General features: G+C 70.1%; 9 protein-coding genes. 2 read left to right on the plus strand and 7 right to left on the minus strand.

Annotated elements, in window-relative coordinates; translation table 11 throughout:
* Positions 1–323 precede the first annotated feature (323 nt).
* From QOL99_RS09900 to QOL99_RS09920, 5 genes are all read right to left on the minus strand, one after another.
* Positions 324–737 carry a response regulator gene (locus tag QOL99_RS09900; protein WP_285523450.1) on the minus strand — a complete coding sequence of 138 codons (414 nt, stop codon included), beginning with the start codon at positions 735–737 and terminating at the stop codon, positions 324–326.
* 87 nt (positions 738–824) lie between these two features.
* The gene (locus QOL99_RS09905; protein ID WP_285523452.1) at positions 825–2,822 is read right to left on the minus strand and encodes a hypothetical protein; all 1,998 of its coding nucleotides are present in this window, start codon (positions 2,820–2,822) and stop codon (positions 825–827) included.
* Between the two features lie 128 nt (positions 2,823–2,950).
* Positions 2,951–3,505: a hypothetical protein gene (locus QOL99_RS09910; RefSeq protein WP_285523454.1), complete on the minus strand. Its 555-nt coding sequence runs from the start codon at positions 3,503–3,505 to the stop codon at positions 2,951–2,953.
* Between the two features lie 354 nt (positions 3,506–3,859).
* Positions 3,860–5,764 carry a WD40 repeat domain-containing protein gene (locus QOL99_RS09915; RefSeq protein ID WP_285523456.1) on the minus strand — a complete coding sequence of 635 codons (1,905 nt, stop codon included), beginning with the start codon at positions 5,762–5,764 and terminating at the stop codon, positions 3,860–3,862.
* Between the two features lie 510 nt (positions 5,765–6,274).
* Complete coding sequence (locus QOL99_RS09920) at positions 6,275–8,257, minus strand: ABC transporter substrate-binding protein (RefSeq protein WP_456318854.1); 1,983 nt, start codon at positions 8,255–8,257, stop codon at positions 6,275–6,277.
* Between QOL99_RS09920 and QOL99_RS09925 the strand changes: the two genes are divergently transcribed.
* Complete coding sequence (locus QOL99_RS09925; RefSeq protein WP_285523460.1) at positions 8,169–9,428, plus strand: MDR family MFS transporter; 1,260 nt, start codon at positions 8,169–8,171, stop codon at positions 9,426–9,428. The genes QOL99_RS09920 and QOL99_RS09925 overlap by 89 nt on opposite strands.
* A gap of 20 nt (positions 9,429–9,448) precedes the next feature.
* Here the strand turns inward: QOL99_RS09925 and QOL99_RS09930 are convergent, their stop codons facing one another.
* Positions 9,449–10,759 (minus strand): beta/alpha barrel domain-containing protein, encoded by a 1,311-nt coding sequence (locus QOL99_RS09930; RefSeq protein WP_285523462.1) that lies wholly within the window; start codon positions 10,757–10,759, stop codon positions 9,449–9,451.
* 69 nt (positions 10,760–10,828) lie between these two features.
* On the opposite strand from QOL99_RS09930, the gene QOL99_RS09935 reads away from it, so the two are divergent.
* Positions 10,829–12,031 (plus strand): citrate synthase family protein, encoded by a 1,203-nt coding sequence (locus QOL99_RS09935; RefSeq protein WP_285523464.1) that lies wholly within the window; start codon positions 10,829–10,831, stop codon positions 12,029–12,031.
* 13 nt (positions 12,032–12,044) lie between these two features.
* Here the strand turns inward: QOL99_RS09935 and QOL99_RS09940 are convergent, their stop codons facing one another.
* A complete protein-coding gene (locus QOL99_RS09940; protein WP_285523466.1) occupies positions 12,045–12,590 on the minus strand; it encodes a hypothetical protein in 546 nt (181 codons plus the stop codon).
* Positions 12,591–12,637: the final 47 nt, after the last annotated feature.

Genomic DNA, 12,637 nt, shown 5'->3' on the forward strand with positions numbered 1-12,637 from the left:
GCCGTGCTGGACGTGCTTTTCTAAAACTGAAAGATGTCAGTTAACAAACCGGAAGAACGTTGGTTTGTTAACTCCACGCCCGGAACCCGTTTTGCTCCTTCTCGCTCTGCTCGGATTTCAGGTTCACGCGTAGACCTTTCAATCGGAGTCCGCGTCAGCTGCACCGACACTTCTTTCTGGACACGCCGCCGCGCCGCACCTGGTGAAGACCGGAAAGCTCCCCATAGCCTGGGTGGACAGCAAGCCGCCCGCGAGAGGTGGGCCAACAGGCGGATGCCGATCGCCCTCGGCCTGGTCTCCACTGGAACAGCAAGCGCTTGCCGTCAGGCGTGCGCGAGTCGGGTCTCCCTCCAGTAGGTCAGGAAGGTGTCGATCTGTTTGAGAAACTCGTCGAAGCGCGGCGCCTTCACCAGATACGAGCTCGCATGCAGCGTGTAGGCCGTGGCGACATCTCCCTGGGCCCCCGACGTCGACAGCATCACGACCGGGATCAGGGCGAGGCGGGGGTCGCGCTTCAATTCCTGGAGGACTTCGAACCCGTTCATCTCCGGCATGTTGACGTCGAGCAGGATCACGTCCGGGTGGTCCGGCGCGGACTGGAGCCAGTCCAGCGCCGACCGGCCGCCCGAGAAGATCCGGAGGGTGCAGTCCGGGCAGAGCTGCCCGAAGGCCTCCTGCGCCAACAGCTGGTCGGCCACGTTGTCGTCAATCAGCAGGAAGTGCTGGGGAGGCGTCATACCCCCTAGGATAAAGGTTGTGTGAAGACAAATGAGTGTTCTGGGGGTCAGAGCGACCCGTGGTCCGCAAAGAAGACCTGGTGTTGATCACGGTCGCCGCCACCAGCTCAGCGCATTGCCGTCGCGCACCAGCAGTTCCTTTCCATCCGACGTGAAGGCGGCGGTGGGGACTGGCACCGGCTGACCACAGCCGAAAAAGCGCGTCAGCCCCGAGGTGAGCCCTGCCGGGAGTTTGACCTCCCGCCGCGTCTCCAGGTCGGCCAGACGCAGGCCATAGAAGGCCCCGCCGCACCCGTCGCCCGTCCCCTCGCCCAGCAGGACGAACCGGCGGTCCGCCGCGTAGTCCAGCAGGCGCAGGCCCCGGTAGATATCGTGCAGGTCCCCCACCCGCAGGGTGAGTGCGGGACCCGTCTGCCCGGTACGGGGATCGAGCCGCTGGAGAGACAGGTCCGACCGGTAAACCACCCCCCTGACCGGCCGGGGCAGAGCGCGCACCACCGCCCGGCCGTCCGGACTCGGCAGGAAGGTCACGCGCATGCCCGCACGCCACGCGTCCTGCCAGACCGGCTGGCCCGTAGGGTCGGTGGCGCCCAGGCGGGACTGAGAGGCGCCGCTGGGCAGGCGCCGGGTCTCGGCTCGCAGGAGCAGGCGGCCCACTGGCCAAGCGTCCAGCGCGTCGCGGCGCAGGTGGCCAGTGCCGGTGTCCCAGCTCATCAGGCGCCACCCCTCGCTCCCCTCCTCGAAGCGGGCCACCAGGGTGCGGGCGTCCGCGAACTGCACCTCGACCCGGTAGGCATTCTCCGGCAGGGTCAGGGTATGGAGCGTGCGCCCCGAGCGGTCGAGCACCGCGACCTGGCCCAGGCGCACCGTGGCGATCCGCTGCTCGTCCGGGCTGACGGCCAGGGCCGCGACGCCCGCGAGGCCCTGGCCCCCCACGCGCTGCCAGCGCCCTCCCGGAGCCACGATCCCCAGCTCCCCCTGACCGTTCCCGGTGTCGAGGGCGAGCAGCGCCCGGTTCCGGGACAGCGGGGCCGAAGCGGTCACCGCCGCGCCGAGGGAGCGGAGGAAGACGCCGTCCGAGACCCGGCGGACCTCGGGCACACTGCCCGCCCGTACCGTCAGGAAGATCTTCCCGTCCGGGGAGGGCACGGCGTCCCGCAGGTCTCCGGCGCCCAGTTCCCAGCGGGCCCGTTGCCCGGTCAGGCCCCACAGGCTGACCCGGTGCCCCTGGGCGCTGGAGGCCGGGGTATGCACAGGAGTCGCGGTGAGGAGCTGCTCGGCATTCACCCACCGGACCTGGGGCTCGTCGGTCCGCCCGATCCCGACGCCGGTCACCCGCCGGGACGTGACCCGGCCCTCCCGCGTGATCACGTCGAGATACAGGACGGCATTCGGGTCATAGTCGCGCCTTTCCACGCTGCGCAGGGCGGCGACCCTCGCGCCGTCGGGCGAGGGCTCTACGTCCAGCACGCGTCCAGCGGGTAGGGTAAGGCGGAAGGTCGGGCGACTTTTCTGCACGTCCGACGAGTCATAGAGGACCAGACGCGCCCGCCCGTCCGTGGAGACGCTCTCCACCTGGGCGAGGCGGGTCCAGGTCCGGTCGCGGCCGCCCGCCTGCGCCCCGCCGTATCCCAGACTGCCGATCACCGAGCGGCCGTCGGCGGTGAGGGTGAAGGCCGTGGTGTAGGGCTGCCCCCGCCGATAGCCAGGAACGCGGATGTAGGGACCCCGGACGGCCCCCTGGGGCCGGAAGCCGTCCAGCCGCAACCTCGGTCCAAAGTTAGCCTTCGCGTCCGGCAGGCTGGCGGGCGGCGTGAGGACCCGGCGGGAGAGGGGCCGCCCGGTCTGCGCGTTCCAGCGGTAAAGGACCCGCGCCCCGTCCAGGGTGTAGGCGGTGCCGTCCGGTCCCCAGGCCAGCCCACCCGCGAAGCCCGCCGGGTCCCCGAGCTGGGAGAAGGTCCCCGCCGCGTGACCCGGAATGAGGGCAGTGCCGACGGCCACCCCCTGGAGGGCGGAGGCCGGACCGCTCAGGAGCGCGCAGGCCAGGGTGGCGGCCAGCAGCCAGGAACGGGGCAGGGGCTTCATGTGACTCCACCCTATGAAGCGCGGGCTGACGGGGCGTGAGAGGCAGCGGGGAGGAAACATGGACCGGGACCTACACACCGGACGCGGACGGCTCCAGGCTGGTCCGCTACCGTGTCCGGGTGCTTGGCTTACCCTCGGGCGGTGGGCGCGGCGGCTGGAGAGGTCAGGCCAACGCGCCGAATCAGGTCCCGGAGTGGCTCCGTGTCCTCCAAGACTGTTCGCCAGATGAACCGGTAAAAGCGGGGCGCCGCTTTGAGGTCACGGTACCGGGCCTCGCCGATCAGCAAGGCCATGGCGTCGAGTTCCAGGGTGCAGAGAATCAGGTGCAGGTACGTGCTGAACTCATTCATGGCCCCCTCGGTGCCGCCGACGGGCACCTCGGGATACAGATTCCGCAACACCTCGACTGCGGCCAGCGTCTCCTCGCTCTGAAGATCGAGGTACTGGTGCAGCTGCTCATGGATGTAGATGCCGAGGAGACGGTCTTTGGTGTCTCGCGCCTGTAAGGCCTCTTCCTCCGGCGACAGGGGACGCATGGAGCGCAAGCGAATGACAGGCACGCCGTCTTCGAGGAAGCACTGTCCCAGGGCCTGAAGATGCCGGTCGATGCGGACGTCCTTGACCCAGCTCCAGGGGCTCAGGTCGAACTCCCGCATCAGCTCCAGCAGATAGGCCTGGACCATGGCCTCTCCGGGTGTCCCGTTCACGATGGCAATTTGAACTGGCTGTTCAGCGCGGGTCATATGGGTGCTGGCCGCGTGTGATCCTCGGAGGGCAACTGAACGCAGCACAGCGCAGCCAACTGGGGAGATGGGGCACGCCAGCAGGATAGAAGACTCCCTGCCGCATCGGTACAGAACTCCGTGCGAAGGTTGCGTGCAGAGAAAAGCCCACCTCCCACGGCTGGTCGGGTTTCTGAGTTCGCTCTGAAATCGCGGCTTCTCCGCCAGCAAAGCGCCTGAAGTGACGCTGGACGGCTGAGCGTCAGCAGATCGGACGCCCAGGGGCCGAGACGAGCCCCAGACGCGCTCATCGGTTCAGCGCCGCCACCACGTCAACGTGTTGCCGTCTCGCACCATCAGGCGTCCGTCCGGGGCGAATGCCGCAATGGGGTAAGGCAGGTCCAGGCCGCAGCCCCCCTGCCGGTTGAAGCCGCCCGCGAGGCCCTTCAGCGTGGGGAGCCGCTTGCCCGTCTGCAAGTCCGCCAGCGCATACCCGTACAGCGCCCAGCCACACCCGTCCCCACTCCCCTCACGGAGCAGCGCAAGGCGGCCATCGGTGCTCAGCGCCGCGAGGCCCCAGCCCGAGTTGGGGTCAGTCGTCGTCGGCTTCAGGCGCAGCACCGGCCCAGGTTGCCCGGTCGCAGTATTCAACCGCCAGAATTCCATGTCCACTGGATCACGCTGGGCGTCCGGAGCCTGGCTGGAGAGCGCCGCCCAACGCCCATGGCCGGACAGCCGGAGCCCGAAGCCGCCTCGCCGCCACTCCGTTTTCCAAAGGGGCTTCCCGGCCAAGCTGCTGGCCAAGAGCCGCTCACGGTAGCCGTGATCCGGGCCGTTCTTGTCGTTCGCCTCGGCCAGGACGACGCGTGAGACAGGAAAGAGGGTGCCAGTCGGTACCTTGAGCGGCTGGCCCCCCGCCGTCCAGGCCTGAACCTGCCCCTGTCCGTTCTGTGGGTTCCAGACCTGGGCGGACACCACCGCGCCGTCCGGGCTGAAGGCGAGCTGCCCGACATTCCCGGCGGCGTTCCACTGCCGCAGCACCCGGCCCCGGAAATCGTGCAGGCGAACCAGGTTGTCCTGGGCCGAGGCAAAGCGGTCCTCCCGCCACACCGCGAGGGCGTCCACGTTGAGAGCAACGACCGTTCGCAGGTCCTGGCCCTCCAGCAGCGCCACCCGCCCCAGGCCCCCACCCCGCTCAAGCGCGACCAGCGCCCGCTGCCCCCTCAGGGGCACGGCGTTCGTCACGGCTTCCCCCAGGCCCCGCAGGAAGCCCCCGTCCGCGAGGCGGCGCACCTCCGGCACGCTCCCCTGGCGAAGGGTCACGAAGGCCCCGCCATCCGGGGAGGGCCACGCGCCCCGCAGGCCCACCTGCGGCGAGAGGTCCCACACCCGGGAGCCGTCCTCACGGTAGAGGCCGAGGAACTGCCCGCCCCGCAGGGCGCCCGTCTGCCGGTCGTGGGCGTTAACGGCCATGAGCAGACCGTATCCCGCCGAGGCATTTCCCACCCAGGTCAGCGAGGGAGAGGTGCCTTCCAGCAGAAGCGGACCCAGCGCCACCGGCCGCCACGCTTCTGCTTCCCGCAGGAACAGGCTCGCGGTTCCATGCAGACCGTAGGTGTCCTTTGGCGTGATGGTCAGCAGCGCCAGCCGCTCCCCGTTGTCACTGAGGGCCAGGGCCACCGGCTTCACGCCCCTGGGCAGGGGAAAGCGGGTGGTCTGCCCCGCCTCGATCCGGACGATCTCCTGACCCTCGACCCGCGCCCGGACCTGAGCGCCCTGGGTGCAGACTTGCAGGGACAGGCTGGAGGTGGGGCAGGGGTCGCTCCGGAAGGTCTTCTCGCTGCGGGGGCTGAAGGTGTACCCCAGCCGCACGGCGCGGGTCTGCCGCCAGCCCCGCGCCTCCAGGTTGAGGAACTCGCCCGTCATGCCGCGCAGGCTCAGGGTGGGGGCGTCCCCGATTTCCTTCGGCGCGGCGAGAGCCTGACGCCCCAGCGAGGCCCCCGTCGTGGCCTGCCAGCGCCGCAGTTCCCCGGTGGTGTCCAGGGTGTAGACTTCGCGGCCGTCGGGCGACCACGCGGCGCCGCCCGCCGGGACCCGCTCCGGCATGGCGAGGTGGCCGAAGGTGCCTGCCGCGTGGCCCTGGACCGTGAAAGTCCCCGTGGGGCTGGCGGCGGAAGCGACGGGCAGGGCCAGCAGGAGTGTGGTCAGCAGCAGGCGCATGGCTTCAGTGTGGGCAGGGGGAGCTGACCGGGAGTGAGGGAGAAAAGACCACCCACTCCCCTCCAGCGCCGCTGCCTGGTTGTGCGTGGGGCAACGCACTGTTTAACCGTTCCACTCGACCACTGCGGAGACGGGCTGTGGCCCTTGCCGCCACTTACGGAAAGCCCGGGCAATGATCGAGGCGGCTTGGGTAGGCCGGGAACTCACGTCTGCACCCTGCGCCCGAAGGAGCGACAGCGGCACGAGTTCCCCCCGAACTGGCGCAGCGCGCGGCCAGAGTCGTCACGGACAGCCCCGCCCAACTGATGGCGTACCCGGGAGGACATGTGCTGGCAGGCACGGATCTCGGGTCCCTCGGGGCGTGCGTGGGGAGCCCACCTGCCCGTCAGGACGAGGACATCACGCTCTTTTTCTCGGTCGGGCTGGCCAGGACTGAGGTGTTGCTGTCGCGCGCCCTGCTCGGCGGCGGTCAAGCTTCGGACATCTCCTAAGCGTATTTCGCAGCCACCGTCACAGTGCCTCGGCCAGGCCTTGACGCTCCCCGACCCATAACCGTTTGAGGTTGATGCGCCCGTACACGTCCGGGTGGACATCCCGGATCAGCGGATGCACCGCCCGGCGCTTGACCCGGTGGTGGGTGAGGTTCACGTGGTGCCCACCGATCAGCCGCTCCTCCACCCGGTCGAGGATCGCCTCGAGGTCCCCAAACGTGCGCGCCGTGCGGTAGCCGNCGTGGTGCCCACCGATCAGCCGCTCCTCCACCCGGTCGAGGATCGCCTCGAGGTCCCCAAACGTGCGCGCCGTGCGGTAGCCGTCCAGCTCCCGGTCCACCTCGGCCAGCACCTCCGGGGGCAGCAGGCGGCGGAACAGCAGTTCAGGCTGGCGCAGCGCCGTCCAGAAGGACAGGTGCTCGTCTCCCCCTGCCACCTCCCCCAGCAGCACGAAGTCGGCGTCGTCGCCACGGTCCGGCGTGGCAGTGAGGGGATATGGGTGAAGCTCGACCGGGAGGCCGTGGCGGGCGGCACGCCGGACCAGCCATTCGCCCTCAGCCAGCGGTTCGGGCAGATCCAGCACCCAGAACCGCAGGGGAAGCCCCATGTAGGCGGCTTCCCGCAGCAGGGCAGCGGCCCTCTCCTCCGAGCGCCGACGGGGCGGATGCAGAACGCTGCGGCGCGGGAAAAAGGACGTGGCAGGCACCAGCGGGTCCAGACGCCCCGTCTCCTGCCAGAAGGCTGAGACGTCGTGCAGTTCACATATCGCGGCCCGCAGCGCCGTGTTCTGGGCCGCAGCGCGGTGCCCGTTCCAGATCAGGAACTGCACGCCCACCTCGGCCTGCCAGTCGTCCACCGATGCGTCCGCCGCACCGTCGACCTGATAGTGCCGGACGTTACCGTGATCGCCCTGCCCCACCCGGTACAGCTCGACCTCGTCGATCAGGGGCCGCCCGGCGAAGTGCGCGTCGAAGGCGGTCAGGCGGAGGCCGCCGTCCAGCCGGGTCCAGCGAAAGGCCCCGGTGCCCACCGGCTGCGTCTCGTCGAAGGGCACGTCGCGCGGAAGGATCAGCGCCTGGGTGTCGGCCAACCGCCGGGGCAGGAAGGCGTCGGGCTGGGCGAGGTGCAGCCGCACGGTGTTGGGTCCTGGGACCTCCACGTCCCGCAGGTCCGGGAGGAACCAGGGCGCACCCGCCTGAAGTCGGGTCAGGGTGAAGCGCACGTCCCCGGCGTCCAGGGTGCGCCCGTGGTGAAAGGCCACCGCCTTGCGCAGATGGAAGGTCCAGCTCAGGCCGTCCGGGGAGGCAGTCCAGTGGTGCGCGAGGTGCGGCTGGAGGGTCCACGTCTCCGGGTCGAAGCGGGTGAGGGGGTCAAGCACCTGGGTCAGCAGGTGGGCCTCGGCCGTTGCGCTGACGTGCAGGGGATCAAGGCTGGTCAGATCGCGCGTGAGGACGCTCCGCAGCCGGTCCACTCCTGCGGGTGTGGCGCTCAGACCGAAGATGCTGCGGGCCGCATCGGTGAGCACCCAGGACCTCGGGAAAGGCAGGCGCGAGAGTCGGGCGAGGTCCCCCGCCGCCCCCAGAGTGGCCAGACGCTCGGTCAAGTCCGCCAGTTCAGTTCGCAGGTCGTCGGGAAAGGCGACGTGCGAGGTATGGCCCCTTCCTCGCCCGGGGGCGTAGGTCAGTTTTCCTTCCCCATCCAGCCGGGCCAGCTGCCTGCGGGTCGTCCGAACGCTGCATCCCCACCAGGTCGCGGCCTCCTCCAGCCGCAAAGCGTGACCGCCGCGCTCCCCGTCCCGGGCGTGCAGGGCGGCCCGCAATTCCAGGTAAGGCCAGTCAGGAGACACAAAAGGGGTCATCTGGCGCTCAGTCTGACTCTTTTTTCCCCTTTTCGCGCCCGCCAGACTGAAGCGCATGTGGCGGGAACTGCACCCCAACGTCCGTGTGCGCATCGTCAACTCGTTTCTCGCCCGGATGGTCGGCGGGGCCGTGTTCCCCTTCATGGCGATCTATTTCACCGATCACCTGGGGCCAGGCCTGGCGGGGGCGCTGCTGGTGGCCCTGGTCGGCGTGCAGTTCGTCGCCGGGCTGTACGGGGGCGGACTGGCCGACGTGTGGGGCCGCCGCCAGACCCTGCTGGCCGGGGAGTGGCTCAAGCTGGCTGCCTTCCTGATCCTGCTGGCGGCCAACCTGCACACGCCCCTGCCGTGGATCACCTTCGCCGCCCTGATCCTCATCAACGTCTCCAGCGGCCTGATCAACCCGGCCGCCGAGGCGATGCTGGTGGACGTCAGCACGCCCAAGACGCGGACCTTCATGTACGCGGTGAACTACTGGGCGATCAATGCGAGTCTCCTGATCGGCACATTGCTGGGCGGCTGGCTGTACGCGGACCACTTTCCGCTGCTGCTGGCTGGACTGTGCGCCATGTCGGGCCTGACCCTCTTCCTGGCTTGGTCGCGCATGAGCGAGACGCTGGGCGGCCCCAGACCGTCGCGCGAGGAGGTCCGGGAGCAGATGGGCCTCGCGCCGCTCGCTCGTAACTACGCGCAGGTGATGGGGGACCGGCCCTTCCTGCTCTTTCTGGGCGGCTTCGTGCTGCTGATGACGATCGAGTTCGGGCGCTCGAACTTTATACCGGTGCATCTGGCGAGCGGGTTTCCGGGACAGGCGGTGCTGGGCCTGAACCTCGACGGCGTGAAGGCGATGAGCGTGCTCACGGCGGTGAACACCGTGATGATCGTGGCCCTCACGGTGCCGGTGAGCAGTTGGGTGAAGGGCCGCGACCTGACCCGGTTGATGACCCTAGGCTTCGGGCTGTTCGCGCTGGGCTTCGCGGTGCTCAACGCGAGTCTGAGCCTGCCTGTTCTGATCGCGGCGAGCGTGTTGCTGAGCCTGGGGGAGCTGCTGTACGTCCCCACCCGGCAGGCCCTGCTGGCGGACATGGTGCCGGGGGAGCGCCGGGGCGCGTACCTGGCGGTGAATGGACAGACCTTCGCGGTGGGCAAATGGTTCGCGGCGCTGGGGCTTCCGCTGGGGGCGAGCATCGGGGGCGCGGGAATGGCCCTGGTGACCCTGCTGCTGGGCCTGCTCGCCATCGGGCTGAGTGTGGCTGGAGTCCGGGGGCGGCAGCGCGCTGAGGCGCCAGCCGTGACTCCGGCCCTGGGAGACTGAGCGGGCCAGGCCGTCCTGGTTTACGCTCCCCGCAGCAGGGCTTGAACACGGTCCTGAAGTTCCTCCCACTCCACCGCCGTCTGCCGCCCGGCGCCGAACTCGGCGCCCAGCTCGGCGTGCAGGCGCTGCACCCCCGGATGATCCTTGCCCAGCTCCTGCCCGGTGTGCCCCTTGATCAGGAAGATCAGTCCGGCCAACCCGCTGTCCCTGGTCAGGCTGACCTCCAGGGGACGGCCCAGCAGCCCCGGCACGTCGAAGGGCGCGTACATCGGCCAGAACTTGTTCAGCCCGTCCGCATGAATCCCGGCGCGGGTCCGGTGGGCGTCGCGCCCGTAGAGCGGGTACTGGGCGGGGACGCCCTGGCCCAGCGTCTCGTACAGCTCGGCGAGGGCATTCAGCGCCGGGAAGTTAGGCCGCTCCGCCAGGCCCAGACCCACCAGATGCAGCAGGACACCCTCCAGCGGGGCGTTGCCGCTGCGTTCCCCCTTGCCCAGCAGCGTGCCGTTGATCGCCGCGCAGCCCGCCAGGACGGCCGCGAGGCAGTTGGCCACGATGAGGTGCGTGTCGTTGTGCGGATGGAATTCCAGCAACTCGCCCGGAACGCCCGCCGCCCGCAACTCGCGCACCATGCCGGGGACACTGCGCGGCCAGGCGACCTCCTCCAGCGGCAGGCCGACGCCCATGGTGTCGCAGAGGCGGAACTTCGGTGCCTGCCCGGCCGGAAAGTCGGCGGCCAGCCTCTGCACGGCTTCCACGAAGGGCAGGATGAACTCGCGGGGCGCCCGGGTGGCGTCTTCCAGATGCAGCCGGGGGCGCAGGCCCGCGTCCAACACAGCGGCCACGGCGTCGAGGTAGGCCCCGGCCGCCTGGGCGCGGCCCCCCGGCGTGAACTTGTGAAAGGTGTGGTAATCGCTGGCGCTCGCCAGCATGCCCGTCTCGCGCACGCCCAGGTCGGCGACCAGCGCCGCGTCCTGGCGGGTCGCCCTGATCCAGGTGGTGGGTTCGACCGGGTGCCCGCCCCGCCAGCGCTCCAGCGCCCCCTCCAGCATGGCACGGTCCGCCGCACGGTAGACGAAGAATTCGGCCTGGCGGAGCGCCCCTGTGGCCCCGGTGAACTGGCCCATCAGGTCGTAGATGCGCAGACCAGCCTCGACGGTCAGCGGCAGGCCGCCCTGCTGTCCATCCCGGTGGGTCGTCTCGGTCGTCCACGCCTGGACCGGGAGATCCGGTGGGCGCTGCTCCCACACGAAGGCCGGGAAGGTGCCGGGAGGAAAAGCCTCCGGGAACAGATTGGCTTCGGCCACGTCCGGCACGGAAAAGGTTAAGGTCATGGACCCACGCTAGACAGTTCGTTCAATACCGTCAATCTTGATAGCTCGATCAATGTTAGCCTGGACGCCATGTCCTCTTTGACCGCTGCGGAAGCCACCGGGTTGCTGGGTGTGAAGCCCGCCACGCTGTACGCCTACGTGTCGCGCGGGCTGGTGCGCTCGGAGCCGGGGCCCGCCGGGACGCGGGAGAGGCGCTACAAGGCGGAGGATGTCCACGCCTTGCTCGGCCGCCAGACCATTCGCCGGGATCCCGAAGGGGCCGTGCAGGAGGCCGTGGGCGGCGCGCTGCACTGGGGCGTCCCCGTGCTCGACAGCGCCCTGACCCTGATCGCGGGTGGACAGCTGCGCTACCGCGGTCAGGACGCGGTCGCCCTGGCCCAGGAAGCAAGTGTCGAGGAGGTCGCCGCCCTGCTCTGGACCGGGGACCGCGAGGGCTGGGCGCAGCTGCCGCTCAAGGCCCGGATGCCGCTCCAGCCCTTGCCGCACGCCTTGTCGGGCAGTGAGGCTCTGGCCTATGCCCTCACGCACGCGGGGGCGCATGACCTGACCGCCGGAGACACCCGGCCTGGGGCGCTCCCCGCCCAGGCGGCGCGGGTGCTCAACCTGCTGTACGCCACCCTGGAACGCTTCGAGCGCATTCCCCCGGCCCCGGACCTGGCCCTGCACGCCCGGCTGGCCCGGGCCTGGAACGCCCCGGAGGGTGCCGACCTCCTGCGGTTGGCGCTGATCCTGCTGGCGGACCACGAGCTCAACGTCAGCGCGTTCACCGCCCGGGTCACGGCCAGCGGGGGAGCCAACCTGCACCACGTGACCCTGGCCGCCCTGTGTGCTCTCCAGGGCCGCCAGCATGGCCTGAGCGTCGTGGAGACTTCCGAGCTGATCACCCACGCGCGCCGGGACGGCCCGGCACGGGCGCTGCGGGACGCCACCCGCCGTCAGGCCCGGATTCCCGGTTTCGGGCACCGGCTCTACCCGGACGGGGATCCGCGCGCCGCGGCCCTGCTGGAGGCGCTGGCGCGTTTCTCCGCCGATCATCCCGCGCTGAAGGCGGTCCAGAAGCTGGCGGCTCTCGTCCGCGCGGAGACGGGGGAGCGGCCGAACGTCGACCTCGCGCTGGGGGCGCTGGGACAGGTGCTGGGCCGCGGCACGGACGACGCGGTGACCCTCTTCGCCCTGGGCCGGGCCGTGGGTTGGCTGGCCCACGCCCTGGAGACCGTGCTGGGGGGCCAGATGATCCGCCCGCGGGCGCGGTACGTGGGACGCACCGGGTAGGGTGACCCCGCCGCTAGCGGACGGTGAGGGACCCCAGCGGCGTGCTGTGGCCCGCCTCATCCTGAAGGGCCAGCCGGTAAGGCCCGGGCATCAGCAGCAGCGTCACCTCGCCTCCGGAGCCCATCAGAAGCTGGTCGGCTGGAACCGCGTCGGCTGGCCCCCCAGCGGGAAAGGCCTGCACGAGTCGGCGCCCCCCGCCAGCCCAGGCCGCGACCCGCACCCGCGCGGGGGTCCGTCCTTCCCCGTACAGCCACCCTGGCCGCCCCGCGATGAGGACCGGGTCCGGGTGAAAGACCTGCAGGTCGTTGCGTTGGAATGGTGTGATCTTCACGGACCTTCCCTGCCCGTCTTGCAGCACTGAGGGAACACGCGGGTGGTGTGCGGCCAGCACGGCCCGGCGCACGGGATCGTCGCGGCGGGCGTCCCCCGTGGACAGCCCGGCGGTCTGGTCGATCGTCAGGGGGTCGAGGCCGGTGAGTGCCCGCAGCCGCAGGGCCGTGCGGTGGATGGCCTCACCCCCGTAGTCATGAGGCTCCTCGACGTTATGCGAGTACCGCACGAAGCTCTCTAGGGGTCAAAAGTGGCGAGGAAGTCGGGAAACGCGTG

This window comes from Deinococcus rhizophilus (assembly GCF_030271215.1).
GTDB classification, from domain to species: domain Bacteria; phylum Deinococcota; class Deinococci; order Deinococcales; family Deinococcaceae; genus Deinococcus; species Deinococcus rhizophilus.

What these genes read in the sequence shown, in the direction of transcription:
- QOL99_RS09935 (WP_285523464.1), top strand. Translation starts at nt 10,829, where the DNA reads ATGTCCTCTTTGACCGCTGCGGAAGCCACCGGGTTGCTGGGTGTGAAG.
- QOL99_RS09900 (WP_285523450.1), bottom strand. Translation starts at nt 737, where the DNA reads ATGACGCCTCCCCAGCACTTCCTGCTGATTGACGACAACGTGGCCGAC.
- QOL99_RS09915 (WP_285523456.1), bottom strand. Translation starts at nt 5,764, where the DNA reads ATGCGCCTGCTGCTGACCACACTCCTGCTGGCCCTGCCCGTCGCTTCC.
- QOL99_RS09925 (WP_285523460.1), top strand. Translation starts at nt 8,169, where the DNA reads ATGTGGCGGGAACTGCACCCCAACGTCCGTGTGCGCATCGTCAACTCG.
- QOL99_RS09930 (WP_285523462.1), bottom strand. Translation starts at nt 10,759, where the DNA reads ATGACCTTAACCTTTTCCGTGCCGGACGTGGCCGAAGCCAATCTGTTC.
- QOL99_RS09910 (WP_285523454.1), bottom strand. Translation starts at nt 3,505, where the DNA reads ATGGTCCAGGCCTATCTGCTGGAGCTGATGCGGGAGTTCGACCTGAGC.
- QOL99_RS09905 (WP_285523452.1), bottom strand. Translation starts at nt 2,822, where the DNA reads ATGAAGCCCCTGCCCCGTTCCTGGCTGCTGGCCGCCACCCTGGCCTGC.